The following is a 19992-nucleotide window of genomic DNA, read 5'->3' as shown; positions in this document are numbered from 1 at the left end:
AGACACCCATGAAGCCCGCCCACCTGCGTCTCCTCATCGGCCTGCTCGTCGGCTTCGGTGTTCTGGCCGTCTCGGGCGTGCTGGCCCTCCGGTTCCTGGTGGTTCACACGTGGACCGTGCCCAGCTCCTCCATGTACCCGGCCATCAACGCCGGGGACCTCATCTCCGGGTACCAGTGGTCCTATCTCTCGGCTGCGTCGGCCGCCAAAGCCACCCAGCGCGGGGATGTGGTCATCTTCCGGCACCCCGAGCAGGGCTCCGACGTCCTGCATCGGGTCGTGGGGCTGCCGGGCGATACCATCGACGTGCTTGCTTCGGGCGAGGTGCATGTCAACGGCACGCCGCTGCCGCGCTGCCTGCTCGGGCCCTGGCCCTCGGACGCGCTCCAGCAAGTCGACTCCGTGCTCGCGTTCCTCGAAACCCAAGGCGAGCGGCGGTACGTCGTCCTCCAGAGCCTCCTGGCTCGCGCGGAGCCCAGCCATGCCGTGGTTCCCCCAGGTGACGTGTTCGTCATGGGAGACAACCGAGACAACTCCTGGGACAGCCGCTACTGGGGGACGGTGCCCTTCGCGAACCTCCGCGCGCGGGTGAGCCACATCGTCTTCGCCGGCGAGGACCCCGCGGTCTGGGAGAAGAAGCGGTTGGGGCACGAGGTCCACGCCAGCCCGCTGCTGCCCCTCTCCCTGGAGCCGGCGCTGAAGAACTGCCCGCCGTGACTCAGAACTTCTCGGGGGCGGGGCGCAGGTCCAGCTCCTGGGTCCACGCGCTGGGGTGCTGCTGGTGGAGCTGCCAGTAGCTCTCCGCGATGGCGTCCGGCGCGAGCATCGTGGAGGCCTCCCGGCCCGGCATCATCCCGCGCACCCGCGCGGTGTCGATCTGCCCGTCGATGACGATGTGGGCCACGTGGATGCCGCGCGGGCCGAACTCGCGTGCCAGCGACTGCGCCAGCGCCCGGAGCCCGAACTTGCCCACGGCCAGCCCCGCGAAGCGCGCGCCGCCGCGCAGGGAGGCGGTGGCGCCCGTGAAGAGCAGGGTGCCGCGTCCGCCCTCGAGCATCGCCGGGAGCACCTCGCGCGCACTGAGGAAGCCGCCCAGGCAGTTCGCCCGCCACGCCGACTCGAAGGCGGCCGGATCCAGCTCCAGGATGCCGCCCATCTGGAAGGCTCCCGCGTTGTAGACGAGCACCTCCGGAGCGCCCAGCTCCGCGCGAACCTTCGAGAAGGCGGCCGAGACGGAGCCCGCATCCCCCGCGTCCGCCGGGTACACCGCCGCGCTCCCGCCGTCTCGGGTGATGCTCGCCTGCACCTCGCGCAGCCCCGCTTCCCCGCGCGCCAGCAGCGCCACCGTGTAGCCCTCGCGCGCGAAGCGCCGGGCCACCGCCGCTCCCAGCCCCGGGCCCGCTCCGAACACCGCCGCTACCTTCTTGGTCGTGGTCATGGCCGGCATGGGTAATCGCTCCGCCGCCCGGATGCCATCGTCCGGAGGACCGTGCCCACCTCTCGCCTATATAAGGATGCGGGGCCTGTCCCGGAGGTGTCGGTGGTTCGCGTCGTGGAGGGAGACCTGCTGGACCAGCGCGTGGACGCCATCGTCAACGCGTGGAACCGGAACATCATCCCCTGGTGGCTGCTGATACCCCAGGGCGTGTCCGGCGCCATCAAGCGGCGCGCGGGGCACGGGCCCTTCCGCGAGCTGGCGCGCGTGGGCCCCATGCCGCTGGGCACCGCCGTGGTCACCTCCGCCGGTGGGCTGCCGTACCAGGGCATCATCCACGTGGCCGGCATCAACATGCTGTGGCGCGCCTCCGAGCAGTCCATCCGGGACTCGGTGGTGAACGCGCTCGCGCGGACCCGGGAGCGTGGGTGGCGCTCGGTGGCCTTCCCCATCATCGGCGCGGGCAGCGGGGGCTTCAACGAGGAGCGCGCCCTGGGCCTCATGCACACGGCGCTGGAGCCGAACGTCGGGGACCTGGAGGTGACGGTGGTGCGCTACCGGCGGCCCTGAGCACGCCCGGGCTCGTCTCCGGCACGCGGGCCGGCTATGACTCGCGCGCATGAACCCTGCCGCCGTGCGATTGCTCGACCTGCTGTGGGACCGCTACGCCGCCGAGGTGCCCTACGCGCGGACCTTCGTCCAGCTCTCCGGAGGCAGCTTCCGCAATGACCACGTGGCGCTGCGCACGCTGGCCCGGCCCGGCGGCGGCATCGCCCTCTTCGAGCGCGTGTTCGAGCGGCTCGGCTGGAAGCGCGCGGGCGAGTACACCTTCCCGGACACGCACCTGGCCGCCATCTATATGTCCCACCCGGAGGGACTGCCGCGCGTCTTCATCTCCGAGCTGAAGGCGGAGGAACTCTCACCACGCGCCCGGCAGCTGCTCTCCGCGCTGCCCGAGGACCCGCCGCCGCCCGAGGACGTGGAGGCACTGGCCGCCTGGTTCTCCGCGCCTCCGCCGCCGGAGGAGTCCGCGCTGCTGGAGCTGGAGAAGGAGTCCCAGTACGGCGCGTGGCTGCTGGCCTTCGGCCGCAAGGTGAACCACTTCACCGGCTCGGTGGACGACGTGGAAGTCTGGCAGCGGCGCATGCGCGAGGCCGGTGTGCCGATGAAGGCCGACATCGAAGGCGCCGTGGGTACGTCCCTGCGGCAGACGGCCACACACGCGGCGCCGCTGCCGGTGGCGCTCAAGGGCGGCGGCACTCGCACCTGGCCCTACGCCTACTTCGAGATCGCCCAGCGCTCCGCCGGCTTCGATGGCTTCCTCGGCCCGCAGGCCCGCGCCCTCTTCGACATGACCAGGCGCGGAGGCTGATCCGGACCCACAGTCAAGCCAGAATCCACTGATAGCTCAGTAAAAACAGGATTCCCATCTTAACGGGAGTGTGAGACCTAGCACTCCGTTCAAGGCATTGGGGGTCTTCGATGAAGCGTCTGCGGAATGTCTGCCTGGGGCTGGTGCTGCTGGGGGTGGCGGGTGTTGCCTCCGCGCAGCTCGGTACGAACCAGAACAGCGCGGCCTGTTGTCAGCTCACCACGTCGCTCATTCAGGATGTGCTCACCAGCAAGGAGCCATCGGGGGACGAGCGCCAGCTGGTCACTCCCGCCACGCCGCCCAACGTCCACTTCCTCGTCGACACGTCGGGGTCGATGCGGGAGCTGCCGCAGGTCACCAACGCTGACCACGTCGCGTTCTTCAACAGCACCATCAACGGGTGCTCCAACCCGAAGCTGGATGCCTTCCAGCTCAGTCGCGGCTGGGACCCCGCAATTCTCTATCCCGTGCCGGATGTGGGGACGGGCCTGGGCGCCGACACGGGCTTTCCCAACCTGTTCCAGGACAGCAAGTTCTACGGGTACATGACCTGGGGAGACAGCTCGAACCCCTCCCCGAACTGGGCCTCGAAGGAGCAGGCATGCCAGGAGCGGATACCCAACTGGAACAGCTCGCGCGCGACTGACTACATCCGGTGCCTGAGCTGCCTGAGCACCCGGGGCTATTACAAGCTGCCGGAGGCGTATGCGAACAACAGCGGGGATGTGAGCAATCTCGACTTCATCCTCTGGGGCCGCTTCCTCAACTTCAACCCGCCCAAGTACGTGACGATGCGGGCGGTGCTCAAGCAGGTCCTCAAGGATCTCCAAGGCTCGCGCGTCGGCTTCAGCATCTTCAGCAACACCACTGCGAATACCGAGCTGCGGCAGCGTCAGAACCCATCCTGCGACCAGACGCTCCTCAACCCCAACGCCTTCGATGCCTACCGCGGCAGCTACATCAACGCCATCAACGGCCTGGGTTTCACCACGGGCACCCCCCTGGCGCGCTCGCTGCTCAACATCGGCTACTACTTCACCTCGGATGATGGGGTGTACCGGGACGTGTTCGGCTTCGGCACGGGCTACATGTACCCGAGCGCGTTCCGAAACGGCTCGCTCACCTCGCCGGGCCGCAGCGTGTGCTGGGGATGCCAGTCCACCTCCGTGGTCATCATCACCGATGGCGAGCCCACCGGTGACAACCTCCACAACACCGTCGTCAGCAAGCTGCGCATCCTCAATGGTGGGCCCGTCTACTGCCCGGACTCCGCGTGGTGCGGCTCCAACTCCACCACTGGGCGCGACCGGGGCACCAATCTCGCCAGCTACACGGACGACAACCCGAACTACCTCCTGGATGACGTGGCCAAGATGCTGGCCACCCAGGATCTACAGCGCAACACGCCTGCCGTGGTGGGCGACTTCAACACCGCCGGCCGGCAGAGCCTGACCATCCACACGGTGGGCTTTGGCATCAACAGCAACCTGCTCCGGAACACGGCGCAGGTGGGCAACGGCTTGTATTACACGGCCGAGGACAGCGCCTCGCTCAAGCAGGCGCTGCTGGAACTGCTCGGCGTGACGCGTTCGCCTTCGCAGCCCGTCGCCCTGGCGGCGCCGGCCGTGGAGCTCCAGCCCGCGGCGGGCCTGAGCGCGGCCCTCATTCCCCGACTGAAGACCGCCCCGGGGAGCAATCCCTGGCAGGGGTTCCTCTACCGCTTCAAGTCCGCCGTGGAGCGGGAGCTGGGGTGTGATCCCCTCAGCCCCGGCATGGGCGATCTCAACGGAGATGGCGATTGTGAGGACACGCACCTGGTGGATGCCACGGGGGAGCCGGTCATCGAGAGCCCTGATGGGGGCTTCGTGAAGCTGTTCTCGCCCAACGTTCCCGCCCAGCCGTACTGGGAGGCGGGCCAGAAGCTGCGCCCAACGGGTGCGACCTCTCCCATGCGATGGAAGACGCGCCGCATCTACACGCTCGTGGACACCAACGGGGACCAGAAGCTGGACCGGAGGGACTCGCCCGTGGCGTTCACGGAGGCCAATGCCTCGCTGCTGATGGACTCGCTGGGCATCAGCCAGAACCCGACCGTGTGCAACGACCTGGCGGTGCTGCTCGGGGTGTCCTCGCTGACGCCCCTGGACTGTGCCCGCCTCGTCATCCGCTGGTACCGCGGCGCGGACGCCCTCAACCCGGATCCGGCCCTGCGCGACTATGACCGGCCGTTCCTGCTCGGCGACATCTTCCACTCCGCGCCCATCCTCGTGGAGCCGCCGATGCCGAAGGCCGAGTGCGGGGCTTCCGGGCAGTGCCTGCCCGCGCTCTTCAGCGGGCAGACGCCGAATGAGCAGGGCCCGCTCTACCCGAATGGCCCGTGGGGGGACGCCTATGAGCAGTACGTCTACCGCGCGTCGAATCGCGACAAGCTCGTCCTGGTGGGCTCCAACGGGGGCATGCTCCACGCGTTCCACGGGGGCAAGAGCACCGGCTGGGTCGTCACCCCGGGAGGCCGCTTCCAGTACGACGAGGGAACGGGCGAGGAGCTGTGGGCCTTCATGCCGCCGGATCAGCTGCCCAAGCTGCGCCCCAACCTGGGCAAGCACGCCGCCTTCGTGGACGGCACGGCCATGGTGCGCGAGGTGTGGCTGGACGGAGTGGACGGACCGTCGGATGGGGTGAAGCAGGCGGGCGAGTTCCGCACCGTGGCCGTGGTGGGCACGGGCAAGGGCGGGGTGCATCGCTTCGCGCTGGACCTCACGCGCCTGCTGGGCGTGGGCATGGACATTCCGTCCAACGTCCGTTCGCCCAACGTTCCGGGCGACTTCTTGTGGATGTGGCCGCAGCCGTGCGACCCGCTGGCCCTGCAGCTGGGCGAGAGCACCAGCCACTTCGCTCCCCAGCCGCCGCCGGTGGGGCCGGTGGCGCTGTCGCCGGAGGCCGATGATGCCCTGCGCAACCTCTACGGGCAGTGGGGCAGCGGGGTCGAGACGCCCTGGTCCATGGGCGGGATGCCCGCGCGCGAGCGCTGGGTGGTGGGCCTCAACGGCGGCTATGACGCGCTCCAGGTCCGCGGCCGGGGCATGGCCCTGGTGGACGTGGCCACCGGCCACACCGTGTGGAGCTTCTTCCACGGAGATGGGCAGAGCCGCTCCGAGTTCCTGCGCTACCCCCTCGGCGCGGGGCTGGCGCTGGCGGACGTGGGCAACGACACCTATAGCGTGAACGAGTCGGACGGCCTGTTCGACACCGCCACGGTGGGCGACTACGGCGGCCAGCTGTGGACGGTGCGCTTCTGGCAGCCGGGCACGTGGAACCCCAGCCGCCAGCGGGTGGACAACTGGCACGCGGCGCGGGCCTTCCGCGTCGCCCACCCGGGGCAGACGGGCAGCCCCGAGGCCCTGCGCGGGCCCTTCAGCACCATCGCCGTCAACGTGGTGCATCCGTGGGCGGGGGCGCTTCGCACCCTGGTGGGCACCGGGGACCGGCAGAACCTGGACGAGGTGGGGACGACGTGCCGGCTGGGCAACCCGCGCGCCTGCGCGGAGCAGGGCTGCATCGTACAGAACTCGCTCCAGGTGAGCCGGGGCGGCTCCACGACGTCGGTGACCAATGCCACCTACCTCAATTACAGCTACTGGAGCGGTTCGGCGATCCAGGGCTCTTCGGGCGCCTCGTGTGCCAGCGCGCGGGTGCGGCTGAACTGGGACCATGATTCCGGGGGCACGTGCTCGAGCAACGACGTGGGGACGTTCGACTACCTGTGTGATGGCACCTCTTCCACCTGGCTCTGCCGCGCGATGACCGACGGCCGGACGAAGTACGCCCTCAACGGGTCGGTGGCGCCGTACCCCCAGCGCTTCTATAGCGTCTGGAGCTATGGAGGAGGCACCCCGGGCCGCACGTTCAATACCGATGCGGAGGCGGACATGTTCGACAGCCAGATGCTCACGGACGCGGACCTTCAGAACGTGAGCCAGTTCGACGCGAGCGGCAACGTGGGGCTGGAAGAGCTGGAGGCGCCGGCGAATGGCATGGGCTGGTATGTCCAGTATGCCCAGGGCTCCGAGCGCACCAGCACCAGCGCCACCGTGGTGAACGGGTGTGTGCTCTGGAATTCGTTCGTGCCCAACAACGCCTCGACCGGGGCGTGCATGGTGGGCAACCGCCACTCGAACCTCTACCAGGCGGACTTCGTGAGCGGGAAGGCCAGCTGCGCCTCCGGCTTCGTCTCCGCGTATACCGGCACCCGGGCCCGCTACCTGAGCTTCGCGACCCAGGTGAGCCTGCCCGAGGCGGCGGTGCGCCAGGTGAGCTTCAATGGTCAGAACGTGACGAACGTCACCCTGAGCGCGCCGCTCTGGACGCGGAGCCTCAGCGATGGAAGCCAGGGGCCGCTCATCTCCGTCCCCGTGTCCGTGAGCCCGTAGTCGAAACCCCCAAGAGGAGAATCCGAATGAACCTCATGTCCCATCGACTGTGTGTCGGGCTGGCGCTGCTCGGCCTGGCCGGCACCGCATCCGCCCAGACCGCTCCCCCGAACATCCACTTCCTCGTCGACACCTCGGGCTCGATGCGGGAGCTGCCGCAGGTCGTCGCCAGCGACCACATCGAGTTCTTCAACAACACGACGAACGGCTGCTTCAACCCGCGCCTGGATGCGGCGCAAGAGAGCCGTGGCTGGCACCCGGACACCGTCTACGCCGTGCCGGACGTGGGCACGGGGCTGGGCACGGACACGGGTTTCCCCAACCTGTTCCAGGACAGCAAGTTCTACGGCTACATGGCCTGGCTCGACAGCAGCAACCCCACGCCCTATTGGAGCTCGAAGGAGCAGGCCTGCCAGTCGCAGGTGCCCGACTGGAACACCACGCGCACGAACGATTACAACCGGTGCATGAGCTGTCTGGACCTCAAGGGCTACTACAAGGTGCCCGAGGCCGAAGCCGTCAACAACGGGGACCTGAGCAACCCCAACTTCATCTTCTCGGGCCGCTTCCTCAACTTCAACCCGCCCAAGTACGTGACGATGCGGGCGGTGCTCAAGAAGGTCATCAAGAACCTGCAGCAGACGCGGGTCGGCTACAGCTACTTCTCCAACTCGGCGCCCAACACGGTCATGGGCAGGGGACAGAACGCCACGTGCGATGCGGCTCGGGCGGACCCCTATGCCTTTGACTCGCACCGCATCAACTATGTCCAGGATCTCAACGCGCTGACCTACAACACCAGCACGCCGCTGGCGCGCTCGCTGCTCAACATCGGCTACTACTTCACCTCGGATAACGGGGTGTACCGGGACGTGTTCGGCTTCGGCACGGGCTACACCTACCCGCTGGGCTTCCAGAACCCGCTGCTCACCTCCTCGAGCCGCAGCGTGTGCTGGCAGTGCCAGCACTCCGCCGTCGTCATCATCACCGATGGAGAGCCCACCAGCGACTCGCTCAACGCGACGGTCGTCACCAAGCTGCGCACCCTCAATGGTGGGCCCGTCTACTGCCCGGACACGGAGTGGTGTGGCTACAACAGCAGCAGCGGGCGCGACAAGGGCACCAGCTCGACCAGCTACACCGATGACAACCCGAACTACTACCTGGACGACGTGGCCAGGCTGCTGTCCCAGCAGGACCTGCAGCGCAATACCCCGTCGGTGGTGGGAGAGTTCGACACCGCGGGCCTGCAGCGCGTGACCGTCCACACGGTGGGCTTCGGCATCCAGAGCAACCTGCTGAAGAACACGGCGGCGGTGGGCGGCGGCCTCTACTACTCGGCCGACAGCGCGGCGACCCTCCAGCTGGCGCTGCAGGGCATCCTCAGCAACGTGCAGACGCAAGCCGCGACCTGCACGCTGCCGACTCCGTAGTCCGTTGGAGCAGAGACCCGGACGCCGCACCCGCTCGGGCGCGGCGTTCGGGGCCTGCGGCGGTGCTCGCTCAGAAGCGCTGCGCGGCGAACTTGAAGGCGGTCGCGCGCTCCTGCCAGCCGAACGGGTTGACCCGGATGTACGGGGTGACCCAGGGCGGGAAGTCGCCGAGGTCCTGATCCGGTCCGATGCGGCCTCCCACGACGTCGGCCAGGTGGCTCTCGTCCAGCTCGCTGAGGGCGTAGCCCGCCGGCGACTCGGGCAGCGCGTCGCGCTCCTCGGTGGACAGACGGGCGCGGAACTCCGGATCCTTCCACGCGCGGATGATCAGCTCTCTCTTCATGGTGCATCTCCTGGTGAGGCCCTGCGAGGGGTTGCTCCGGTAGAGGACCCCGTCGTGATTTGTGAGGCAGTCGGGCCGCCAGCGCCCGCCTGTCACAAAGCCCTCGGCGCTCACTCCTTCCGAATGCCCACTCACGGGCAATGCAAGGAGCAGGGACATGAAGCGAGAGACTGTAGTCCGGGCCTGGAAGGACCCGGCGTTCCGCGCGAGCCTCACCCCCGAGGAGCGCTCGGCGCTTCCCGAATGCCCGGCTGGTACCGCCTTCACCGAGCTGGATGACGCGGAGCTGGCGGACGCCGTGGGTGGGGCGCTCCTCTTCATCGAGGATGGGTGCATGTGCACGGACTGGACGGTGCCCTTCACCACCAAGACGTTCACCTCCGTGCGCATCAATCAGCTCGAGCTGGTCAACCCGGTCGTCCTCGACAAGGCCGTGCTGAACACGCGCGGCTTCTGAAGTCTGGGGCACGGTGAGCCCCTCTCGAGTCGCGTGAGAGGTGCTCACCCCGCCCCATCACAAACGGCCTCGTCGAACTCTCTCCTCATGTCCGCGCCAGTGAAGGCACGGCCCACCCCCACAGGAGAATTCGATGGACCCTCGCAACATCATCCAGGCTTGGAAGAACCCCGAGTACCGCGCCCGCCTCTCCCCCGAGCAGCGCGCGTCGCTTCCGGAGTGTCCCTCGGGCCGGCCGCTGACCGAACTGGGTGAGGAAGAGCTCGGCGACATCATCGGCGGGCGTCCTGCTCCCATCGACGTCGCCAACACGGGCTGCACCGGCGAGCCCAAGCAGACCTGCGGCATCATCAACTGCGACATCAAGATCCTCTTCCCCGAAGTGGCGTGACGGCTCCCGGCACCCTCCGCTCCGCTCCGCTCTTCGTAGAGGCACGCATGCAAGCCCCCGTACCGGTATTCCCCTGGAAGAAGGCGACGTTCCTCCACGAGCGAGCGATGGCGGAGGCAGGCGGCTCCGAGCGCCAGAGCGAGGCCGCCCTCCAGCAGGCTGAGCAGCGCGCGAGCGCCTGGCGACAGGTGATGTCCGTGGACGAGCCGGTGCTCGAGGAGCGCCTGCGCAGCATCGGCCTGAGCCGAGAGGACTTCCTGCGGGTGCTCGCCAGCGAGGAGCAGGCGGAGGGCTCGGCCCCGGGCGAGCCCTGGGAGCGCCTCATCCAGGAGGTGCTCGAGGACCGCTACGCCGGGGAGCCGCTGCCGGACTCGCTCCAGGCTCCCGTCAGCGCCAATGCGGCCGGGCTGCCGTTCTCGGGCTTCTTCCAGCCGTTCCTGCGGCTCGGGGCGGCGAGGCTCCGGGCGGGGCTGGCGGCGCTCCAGGCCCGGCAGGCTTCGGGAGAGCCCCTCGTGGCGCCCGAGCTCGAGGCCACGCTGCTGGAGGGGCTGATGCAGCGGCTCCACGAGCTGGCCTCGCGGGTCCTCATCCTGGAGCTCAACGTGGCTCGGATGATGGATCAGCTCTCGGGGAGCACGCCGCGCGAGCGCTTCCACCACTTCTCCACGGTGCGGCTCCAGGAGCCGGGCGTACGCGCGGCGCTCCTGGAGGAGTACCCGGTGCTCGCCCGGTTGATGGCCACCTCGCTGGAGCGCTGGTGCGACACCCGCCTGGAGTTCCTGGGTCACCTCGCCGAGGAGCGCGAGCTGCTCGGCCGCACGTTCCTCGGTGGCGGGGCGCTCGGTCCCCTGGTCGCGATTCAAGGAGGCGTCTCGGACATGCACCGGGGAGGCCGGGGCGTGTTCCTGCTGCGGTTCGGCTCGGGGCTGCGGCTCGTCTACAAGCCGAAGTCCCTCGCGGTGGACGTGCGCTTCCAGCAGCTCGTGCAATGGCTCAACGCGGAGGGCATGCGCCACCCGCACCGCGTGCTCACGGTGGTGGACCGCGGGGACCACGGATGGGTGGAGTACGTGGCGTGTACCGGGTGTGACTCCCGTGAGGCGCTCCAGCGCTTCTATTGGAGGCAGGGCAGCTTCCTGGCGCTGCTCCACCTGCTGTCCGCGGTGGACTTCCACCTGGAGAACCTCATCGCCTCGGGCGAGCACCCGGTGCTCGTGGACCTGGAGGCGCTCTTCCACCCGCGAATGCCGCCGGAGCCGGGCGAGCGGGCCCGCGCGCGTGCCTGGGCGATGCTGGACCAGTCGATCGTCTCGGTGGGCATGCTGCCCATCTTCCTCTACGGCCGAGAGGGCAGGGCGGGGCTCGACGTGAGCGGGCTGGGCGGCGAGGCCGGGCAGCTGTCGCCCCAGCGGGTGGCGATGGTGGAGGACCTCTGGAGCGACACCATGCGCGTGGTGCGCCGCCAGGGGACGATGGAGGGCTCGAACAACCGGCCCCAGCTCGGGGATGCGCCGGTGGACCCCACCGACTTCACCGAGGACATCGTCCAGGGCTTCCAGGACACGTATGCGCTGCTGGCGAGCCGGCGCGAGGAGCTGGCGCCGCGCCTGCGCGCCTTCGCCGACGTGGAGGTGCGCCACATCGCCCGCGCCACCCAGCGCTATGCGCTGCTCCTGCACGAGAGCCACCACCCGGACTTCCTGCGGGACGGGCTGGAACGGGACAAGGTGCTCGACCACCTGTGGGTGGAAGCCGGGCACCTGCCCGCGATGCGGCGGCTCGTGCCGTTCGAGCATGAGGATCTGCGGTTGGGAGACATCCCCTTCTTCACCGCCCGCCCCGGCGCGCGCCACCTGTGGAGCAGCACCGGCGAGTGCATCCCGGACTACTTCCCGCGCGACAGCCTGAGCGTCGTGATGCGGCGGCTCGAGGGCCTGGAGGAGCGGGACTGCGCCAACCAGGTGTCCTTCATCCGCAAGGCGATGGTGTCGCTCGACAAGGGGCGGGGCCCGGCGCGGACCGCCACGACTCCTGAGGCGCAGGCGCTCCTGCCCGAGGCCACGGCGGAGGAGTGCCTGGCGGGCGCGGTCGCCATCGGCGAGGCGCTGGCGGCCAAGGCCGTGCGGGGCGCGACGGATGCCAGCTGGATTGGCCTGAACCTGGAGGACATGAAGCAGTGGCGCTGGAGCCTGTCGCCCGTCGGCATGGACCTCTACGAGGGGCTGGGCGGCATGGCGCTGTTCTTCGCCTGCCTCGCGAAGCGGACGGGGCGCGCGGACTTCGAGGCGCTGGCACGCGCGGCGGCGGAGCCGGTGCTCGAGAGCTGGCGCGAGCCACGCCCGGAGAGCGGCTCGGGCATGGGCGTGTTCGTGGGCCGGGGCGCTCCCGTCTATGTGCTCGGCCACCTGGCGGCGCTCTGGAACGAGCCCGCGCTGCTGGACGAGGTGCGTGACGGGCTGTCCGCGCTGGAGCCGCTCATCGACGCCGACATGCGCTTGGATCTGCTGAGCGGCTCGGCGGGGCTCGCGGTGGCGCTGCTGGGCCTGTACCAGCGGACGAAGGAGCCGCGATACCTGGAGGTGGCGGAGCGCTGTGGGCGGCGGCTCATGGCCACGGCGGTGACCCTCTCGGAGGGTGTGGTGGCCTGGAAGTGCGAGGTGGGAGAGCAGCCGCTGGGAGGCTTCTCCCACGGCGTGACGGGCATCTGCTGGGCGCTGCTGGAGCTGGCCGCCGCCACGGGAGACGCGCGCTACGCGGAGCTCGCTCACCGAGGCCTGGCCTATGAGCGCTTGCTGTTCGTCCCGGAGCAGGGGAACTGGAAGGACCTGCGCGCCCCTGGCAGCACGGTCACGGGCCCCGCGGGCCACTTCATGGCCATGTGGTGCCATGGGGCCGGGGGGATTGCCCTCGGGCGGCTGCTCTCGCTGCGGCACATGGATGGGCCCGAGGTCCGCGCCGAGCTCGAGACGGGGTTGGAGACGACGCTGCGCACCGGCTTCGGCGGCAGCCACTGCCTGTGCCATGGCGACGTGGGCAACCTGGAGGTGCTGCACCTGGCGGGCGAGCGGCTCGGCGAGCCGCGATGGACGCAGGCGGCGCTGCGGTGTGCCACCTCCGTCCTCCGCCAGGGCCAACAGGGCGAGTGGCGCTGCGGGTTGCTCCGAGGCAGTGAGAGCCCCGGCCTGTTGATGGGACTGGCGGGCATCGGCCACGGCCTGCTGCGGCTATCCGCGCCGGAGTGGGTGCCGAGCGTGCTCGCGCTGGAGCCCCCGCGCTGAGCGGGCCCCTCAGCGCAGGATGCCCTCCCAGTGCTCGCCCCAACGATGGCGGGCCAGCTGGAGGGTGCGGGCATTCTCCGGCACCTGGCGCATGAAGCGCTCGCGGGCGTCCGGCTCCGGGATGTCCTCGGCCTGCTGGCGCAGGCACCGCACGGCCTGGCGCAGGGCGTTCTCCCCGGGGGCGGCTTCCTCCTGGGCGAAGCAGGCCTCGGCCAGCGCCAGCCACATCCCCACGGCGGCGGCGCCGCGGCCGCCCATCTGCTCCAGCACCTGCACGCCCTGCTCCGCCTGCGCCTGGGCCTCCGAGGAGCGTCCCCGCGCCAGCAGCGCCGCGCACAAGCTCATCCGCGCCATGAGCTGCAGCGGCTTGAGCATGCCCAGCAGCTCGCACGCCTTGCGGGCTTGCGCCTCGGCCTCCGAGGGCAGGCCCTGGAAGGCGGCGACCCGGGCCAGGGCGATGTGTGCCATGCCCAGGTGCACCAGGTTCACCTTCTCCGTGCGCAGCACCTGGAGCGCCAGGTGGCGGGCCTCCTCCTGGTGGCCGGCCTCGGGGCTGCTGGTCAGCACCAGGGCCAGGTGGAGCTGTGAATAGGTGATGGCATACATCTGCCGTGCCCGGAGGGCGCCGGCCAGGCTCTCGCGGGAGATGTCGATGGCGCGCGGCACGTCTCCCAGCGCGACCAGCGTCAGCCCCAGCAGGCCTCGGGGCGCGGCCTGGTTGCGGTCCGAGCCCACCTCCTGGAACGCCTGCACGGCCTGCTCCAGCCAGGACTGGCACTGCCAGAGCCGCGCATCGAGGAAGTAGTCGAAGTAGCTCCGGGCGTTGTACGTCCACCCGCGCGCCATGGCATCCCGCGCCACCGTCTCGGCGCTGGCCGCGTTCAGCCGCTCCAGCGCGGAGAGGGCCTCCTGCCGCTGGCCACTCCACGTGTACATGGCGACGAGGTAGCTGACGGCCTCCACGTAGATGGTCACCGCCTCGGCGTCCGGCGGAGTGCTCAGCAGCACCTGGCTCAGCTCGGGCAGCTCCGCCATGTGCCCGCTCTGGGGGCCGGCGAGAATCATCCCGCACATCACCCGTCCCCACTGAGCGCTGCCGGCGACGAGGTGGGGCCGCACCTCGCTGCCCAGCCGGTAGGTGCGCGAGAAGTCCTCCATCCAGAAGGCGATGGCGGCCTCCAGCGCGCGCAGCTCGATGAACGTGGCCCCCGTGGGCTCACAGGCGAGCGCCGCGTCCAGGCACTTCTGGGCCCCCATCAGGTCCTGCCGCTCGAAGAGCCGCTCTCCGGCGCGGGTGAAGAAATAAGCGGCCCGCTCCTTCTGCTGCCCCAGCTGGTAGTGCTCGGCCAGCACGCGCGGGTCCGCCTCGCCCACCTGCTCCAGCCACGCCCCGGCCAGGCGGTGCCCGTCCGGCTTGAGGCTGTCGGGCACCAGGCTGTAGGCGGCGTCTCGCACCAGCGCGTGGCGGAAGCGGTACTCGGTCTCGTCCGGGAAGCGGCTGCGCGGGTGGGGTTGGACGACCTCCAGCTCCACCACCTGGCGCAGGCTCTGCTCCAGCTCCTCGGTGGAGAGGTCTCCTTCCAGGAGCGCCCGCACCCCGCCGGCCCAGAAGGTGCGGCCCAGGATGCTGGCGGCCAGCAGCACGCGCCGCAGGGTGGGCTCCATCCGCTGGAGGCGCGACTGGAGCATGGCCAGCACCGTGCCCGGAGGCGCCTCGCCTCGCCCCTCCGCCTCGCCGCGGATCAGCTCCTCCAGGAACAGCGCGTTGCCCGCCGCCTGCTCCACCAGCCGGGCCACCACCGCCTCGGGGAGCTTGGTGCCCAGCACCTCCTGCACCAGCCGGGTGCTGGCCTTCTGGCTCAGCCCGCGCAGCGGCACCTCCTGCAGGAAGCGCGACCACAGGCCGGGGAACAGCTCCTTCACGTCCGGCCGCGCCAGGGCCAGCACCATCAGGGGACACTCGGCCAGCTCGCGCAGCACCTCCTCCACGAGCCGCACCGTGGGCGCGTCGCTCCAGTGCAGGTCCTCCAGCACCAGCAGCACGGGGCGCTGGGCGCAGTGGGCCCGGAGGAAGGCCACCATCGCCCGCGTCACCTGGGCGCTCATCAGCCGGGGGTCCTCGTGCGCCGCGCGCAGCTTCGGACTGTTGTCCACGGGGAAGGGGATGCCGCACAGCTCCCCGAGGAACACCCCGGTGTCCTTCACCTGCTCAGGCGGCAGGTGCTCGGAGACGTAGCGGGACAGCCGCTCGCGGCGGGCCTCCAGCGGCTCGCCGTCCACCGCGCCGCACAGCCGGCGCACCGCCTGGCCCAGCAAGTCATAGGCGGAGCCGGCGTTCATCGGGTCGCCCCGCCCGAGCAGCACGAGCGCCGATTGCTCGCCCTGCTCCAGGCGGCGGAGGAACTCATGGCGCACGCGCGACTTGCCCATGCCGGCCGGCGCCGTCACCAGCAGGGCCCGCGCGGCGGAGTCCTCCACGCAGGACTGGAAGGCCAGCTCCAGGATGGCCAGCTCCTGCTCGCGCCCCACGCACGGGGTGGGACGGCCCAGCAGCGGGCGCGTCTCGTCCACGCGCAATTGGCGGCTGCGCAGCAGGAAGGTGCCGGACACCAGCTTGTCCAGCTCGAAGCGCGAGCCCAGCAGGCCCGCGGTCGTCTCATCCAGCATGACCCGCGAGGCCAGGGTGGCGGCGCTGCCCTCCAGCCGCCGGAGGAACTCACCGGCCCGGTCCATCACCTCGCCCACCGGCAGGCGCTCTCCCCGCAGGCTCAGCCCCGTGGCCAGCACCACCAGGCTGTCGGGCAGCCGCTCCTGGATGGACAGGGCGCAGTGCGCGGCCAGGGCGGCCTGGTCCGTGGCCGTGCCGCGCTCCAGCAGGAAGGTGGCCAGCAGCGAGCCATCCCACAGCAGCGCGGTCTGCCCGCCATGGGCCTGCAGCTCGCGCTGGAAGGGGGCAATCATCCCGCGGATGCGCGCCGCATCCTCTGCCTTCATGGGAGCGCCCCCCGAGCAGGGCCCCTCGGAGGTGGCCAGCAGCACGCTCACCAGGTGCTGCTCGGCGTTGGACAGGCCCGTGGGCACCGAGGCCGTGCTGGGGCTCGGAGGCAGCAGCTCCTGCGACACCTCCAGGGACTCCACCGCGCGCGAGAGCTGCTGCCCGTCGGCGAGCCGCTGCCGGGGGTCCTTCACCAGCATCTGCTCCACCAGCGACTGCAGCGCGGGGGACAGCTCGGGGCGCAGCGAGCGCAGCTCCAGCGGCTCGGAGAAGAGGACCTTCGCCAGCATCGCCGCCAGGTGCGGGGCGCGGAAGGGAGGCTGGCCCGCCAGGCACTCGTAGAGCACGCAGCCCAGGGAGAAGATGTCCGCGCTGGGGGTGATGTCCGGCTTGTTGGAGGCCTGCTCGGGGGCCATGTACCCCGGGGTGCCCAGCACCATGACGCTGGCGGTGAGCGCCTGCGAGGTGGCGTTGACGCGCGCCAGCCCGAAGTCCAGCAGCACCACGTCCTCCACCTTCCCGCCGCGCAGGAAGAGGTTGGAGGGCTTGAGGTCTCGGTGGACGATGCCCCGCGCGTGCGTCTGCGCCAGCGCCTGGGCGACGCGGCGCAGCATCTGCAGCGCCTCGGCGGGGCTCAGGGGCTGGCGCGTGAGCCGCCGCGCCAGGTCCTCCCCCTCCAGCCAGTCCATGGCGAGGTAGGGCTGGCTCTCGTTGGTGAGGCCGTGGGCCACATAGGAGACGATGCCGGGGTGGCGCAGCTCCGAGAGCACCCGCGCCTCGCGCTCGAAGCGCCGGGCCGCCTCGGAGCCGCTCCGGGAGTTCAGCAGCTTGAGCGCCACGGTGCGCTCCGTCAGCAAGTCTCGGGCCTGGTAGACAAAACCCATACCCCCGCGGCCCGTCTGGGCCTGGAGCACGAAGCGGCCGGCGATGACGGTCCCCGGGCCGAGCGCGGCGGGCGGTGGAGAGGCGTGAGACATGTCGGATCAGGCTACCGGAAATCCGCTAGGGGGTTGAGGGGCCCCCCGGCCCCCGGGTCAACCTCTACCCACGCGCGGCTACTCGGTGATGAGGGGCAGGTGGACGGAGAAGGTGGTGCCCTGGCCGAGCTGGCTCCGCACTTCGATTCGGCCCTTGTGGCTGTTGATGATGGCGTAGCAGATGGACAGCCCCAGGCCGGTGCCCTGGCCCGCGGGCTTGGTGGTGAAGAAGGGGGTGAAGATGCGCGAGAGCGTCTCCTCGCTCATGCCCGGGCCGTTGTCGGTGATGCGCACCACGGCCTCGTTGCCCTCCTGCCGGCTGGAGACGCGAATCTCCCCGCGCTGCTCGATGGCCTGCACGGCGTTGAGCAGCAGGTTCATGAACACTTGATTGAGCTGGGTGGGGAAGCAGCGCAGCAGCGGCAGCGGCGCCAGGTCGCACTGCACCTCGCACTTGTGCTTGAACTCGTGGCGCAGCATGCGCAGGGTCATCATCACGCCCTTGTTGAGGTCCGAGAGCTGCGGCTCGCCGGACTCCTCGCGCACGAACGTCTTCAGGCCCTGGATGAACTCGCGGATGCGGGTGGTGCCCTCCTTGGCGTCGCCCAGCAGGTCATCCAGGTCCCCCAGCAGCTCCTCCAGGCGCTCGTGCTCGCGCAGGGCGCGCGTCTGTTGCAGCAGCCCGGCCACGGCCTCGGGGGGCTGGGCCTCCAGGGCCTGCTCCACCTGGAGGTAGAGCGCCAGCAGCCGGCGCAGCACGGAGATGTAGTCCTCCAGGGTGCCCAGGTTGCTGGAGACGTAGCTGACGGGGTTGTTGATTTCGTGGGCGATGCTGGCGGCCATCTGCCCCAGCGAGGCGAGCTTCTCGGACTGGATGAGCTGGGCCTGGCGCGACTCCAGCTCGCGGGTGGCCTGGCGGACGCGCTCCTCCAGCTCCTCGGCGTGGCGGCGCCGCTGCTCCTCGGTGGCCTTGCGCTCGGTGATGTTGCGCACGATGCACATGGCCTCGTCCGTGTCGCTGCGGACGATGCGCGCCTCGTAGTGCTGCGGGCCGGCGGGCGTGTCGACGGCGTACTCGAAGACCTCCAGCGGGCTGCCGGTGAGCACGCCGATGAGCCCCCGGCGAAGCTGGGCGAGCACGGGCTCGGGCAGGGGCAGCGTGTAGAGGCTCTTGCCGATGAACTGCTCGGGGGACATCAGCGGCGCATCCAGCGTGGAGGCCTTGAAGCCCAGGCAGGTGCCGTCGGCGCGCACCTGGAAGATCATGTCCGGGATGGCCTGGATGAAGGCCTTGAGCCGCTCCTGGGCATGCTTGCGCGAGGTGATGTCCACGTTGGTGCCGACGATTCGCAGCGGCTGGCCCTGCTTGTCGCGGCGCACCACCTTGGCGCGTCCCAGCACCCAGACCCAGCGGCCGGACTTGTGCCGCAGGCGGTGCTCGAACTCGTACATGGGGCTGCGGCCCTCCTGGTGCTCCAGCATCCGCCGGTCGAGCTCGGCCCGGTCCTCGGGGTGGCACAGCTTCTCGCGCAGGAAGCCGGGGCTGGGGTCCAGCTCGCCCAGGGCGTAGCCCAGCATGCTCAGCCAGCGAGGGCTGACGGTCAGCCGGCCGGTGCGCAGGTCCCAGTCCCACATCCCGTCCTCGGCGCTCTCCAGGGCGAGCTGGAGCCGCTCCACGCTCAGGGCCACCTGCTGCTCGAGGTGGCGGCGCGGGGTGACGTCACTCTCGATGGCGACGAACTGGACCAGCTTGCCCTGCTCGTCGTGTACCGGCTGGATTTCGATGAGGTTCCAGTACGGGTCGCCCGCCTTGGTGTAGTTGAGCAGCTCGACGGAGACACCCTGGCCCCGGCGCAGGGCCTGGCGCATGGTCTCGACATCCCGCGCCTCGGTGCCGGGCCCCTGGAGCACATCGCCGGGCCGGCGGCCTCGGACTTCCTCCAGCGTGTAGCCGGTGGTGCGGGTGAAGCCCTCGTTGACCCACTCGGTGAGGCCCTGCGCGTCGGTGATGATGACGGCGTTGCTGGTGCGGGCGGCCACCAGGGCCAGCTTCTTCATCTTCTCCTGCTGGAGGCGCAGCGCCTGCTCGGCCTCCTGGCGCCGCGTGTCGTTGCGCCAGGCGTGGAGGATGTTGCCGCAGGTGATGAGCAGCGGCTGGAGGAACTCGATGAGGGACTCGGGGTAGCCCTCGTCGCGGTTGGCGATGCCCACCATGCCCACCAGCTCGCCGAAGGCCTTGAAGGGCAGCCCCAGGAAGGACTGGAGCAGCGGGTAGTCGACGGGGAAGCCCTGGGGGTGCGGCTCCAGGGCGAGCCCGTTGGCGCGCACGGGCTGGCCCGAGGTGAGCACCGTGCCTGGGAGTGTCTGGAGGTCATACACCGCGCGTGCCTCCTCGGGGCTGGCGGCCAGGTGCGTGCGCAGCTCGCCCGAGGGGGTGATGTGGATGATGGCGTGGGCGCGCAGGTAGGGGGTGCCCTCGGGGGAGCGGAGCACCTCGCCGATGAAGCCGTACTGGCTGCGCGTCAGCTCGAGCACCAGGGCGAGCAGCTGCTCGAAGAGGACCTGGGGGTCGCCCTGGCTCACCAGGTCGGCGTGTACCTGGGTGAGGGCGTGCAGCATGCGCCGGCTGGACTCCAGCTCTTCTTCCAGGAGCGAGCGCTCCGGGGAAGCGGAGGCGGAGGCATGAGCGACGGAGGCGCTCTGCTGCTGCTGGAGGGTTGGGGATCGCTGGGGAGCCATGTCTCGGGTTCCACGGTGCCGCGCCGCGAACGATACCGTCCTGGCCCGCCTCGTCGGAACCCGTCCGCGTGAAATCCGGCACGCCCGCGTTTTTCGGAAGGCAGTGAGCCAGAGAGCGCGTAGCCGCCCGCCGTCTTGCCTGC

At 70.2% G+C, this 19992-nt stretch carries 12 protein-coding genes; 8 read left to right on the top strand and 4 right to left on the bottom strand.

Annotated features, from left to right (window positions below; genetic code table 11):
• The first annotated feature begins 8 nt into the window (after positions 1–8).
• Positions 9–716, top strand: a complete 708-nt coding sequence (gene lepB / locus SYV04_RS07585; RefSeq protein ID WP_321544961.1) for a signal peptidase I — start codon at positions 9–11, stop codon at positions 714–716.
• 1 nt (position 717) lies between these two features.
• On the opposite strand, the gene SYV04_RS07580 is transcribed toward lepB, so the two are convergent.
• Positions 718–1446, bottom strand: a complete 729-nt coding sequence (locus tag SYV04_RS07580) for an SDR family NAD(P)-dependent oxidoreductase (RefSeq protein WP_321544960.1) — start codon at positions 1444–1446, stop codon at positions 718–720.
• 42 nt (positions 1447–1488) lie between these two features.
• Here SYV04_RS07580 and SYV04_RS07575 point away from each other — a divergent pair, with 42 nt between their 5' ends.
• From SYV04_RS07575 to SYV04_RS07560, 4 genes are all read left to right on the top strand, one after another.
• Positions 1489–2004: a macro domain-containing protein gene (locus tag SYV04_RS07575; protein ID WP_321544959.1), complete on the top strand. Its 516-nt coding sequence runs from the start codon at positions 1489–1491 to the stop codon at positions 2002–2004.
• 49 nt (positions 2005–2053) lie between these two features.
• Positions 2054–2806 (top strand): DUF1338 domain-containing protein, encoded by a 753-nt coding sequence (locus tag SYV04_RS07570; protein ID WP_321544958.1) that lies wholly within the window; start codon positions 2054–2056, stop codon positions 2804–2806.
• Between the two features lie 110 nt (positions 2807–2916).
• The gene (locus SYV04_RS07565) at positions 2917–7236 is read left to right on the top strand and encodes a pilus assembly protein (protein ID WP_321544957.1); all 4320 of its coding nucleotides are present in this window, start codon (positions 2917–2919) and stop codon (positions 7234–7236) included.
• Positions 7237–7262: 26 nt separating this feature from the next.
• Positions 7263–8669, top strand: a complete 1407-nt coding sequence (locus tag SYV04_RS07560) for a pilus assembly protein (protein ID WP_321544956.1) — start codon at positions 7263–7265, stop codon at positions 8667–8669.
• 70 nt (positions 8670–8739) lie between these two features.
• On the opposite strand, the gene SYV04_RS07555 is transcribed toward SYV04_RS07560, so the two are convergent.
• Positions 8740–9012 (bottom strand): mersacidin/lichenicidin family type 2 lantibiotic, encoded by a 273-nt coding sequence (locus SYV04_RS07555; protein ID WP_321544955.1) that lies wholly within the window; start codon positions 9010–9012, stop codon positions 8740–8742.
• A 157-nt stretch (positions 9013–9169) separates the two neighbouring features.
• Between SYV04_RS07555 and SYV04_RS07550 the strand changes: the two genes are divergently transcribed.
• The 3 genes from SYV04_RS07550 to SYV04_RS07540 all read left to right on the top strand — a co-directional run bounded on the left by SYV04_RS07550 (position 9170) and on the right by SYV04_RS07540 (position 13138).
• A complete protein-coding gene (locus tag SYV04_RS07550; RefSeq protein WP_321544954.1) occupies positions 9170–9469 on the top strand; it encodes a mersacidin/lichenicidin family type 2 lantibiotic in 300 nt (99 codons plus the stop codon).
• 133 nt (positions 9470–9602) lie between these two features.
• Positions 9603–9860, top strand: coding sequence for a mersacidin/lichenicidin family type 2 lantibiotic (locus tag SYV04_RS07545; protein ID WP_321544953.1), 258 nt, complete (start codon positions 9603–9605; stop codon positions 9858–9860).
• A gap of 47 nt (positions 9861–9907) precedes the next feature.
• Positions 9908–13138, top strand: coding sequence for a type 2 lanthipeptide synthetase LanM family protein (locus tag SYV04_RS07540; protein WP_321544952.1), 3231 nt, complete (start codon positions 9908–9910; stop codon positions 13136–13138).
• 9 nt (positions 13139–13147) lie between these two features.
• Here SYV04_RS07540 and SYV04_RS07535 read toward each other — a convergent pair whose 3' ends face one another.
• Together SYV04_RS07535 and SYV04_RS07530 are read right to left on the bottom strand one after the other, a co-directional pair.
• Complete coding sequence (locus tag SYV04_RS07535) at positions 13148–17110, bottom strand: protein kinase domain-containing protein (protein ID WP_321544951.1); 3963 nt, start codon at positions 17108–17110, stop codon at positions 13148–13150.
• A 78-nt stretch (positions 17111–17188) separates the two neighbouring features.
• Complete coding sequence (locus tag SYV04_RS07530; RefSeq protein WP_321544950.1) at positions 17189–19849, bottom strand: PAS domain S-box protein; 2661 nt, start codon at positions 19847–19849, stop codon at positions 17189–17191.
• Positions 19850–19992: the final 143 nt, after the last annotated feature.

Origin of the sequence: Hyalangium ruber, from assembly GCF_034259325.1 — a bacterium.
Classification (GTDB): Bacteria; Myxococcota; Myxococcia; order Myxococcales; family Myxococcaceae; genus Hyalangium_A; species Hyalangium_A rubrum.
The sequence above is the reverse complement of the archived record's forward strand: the minus strand, read 5'-3'. Positions and strand labels throughout refer to the sequence as shown.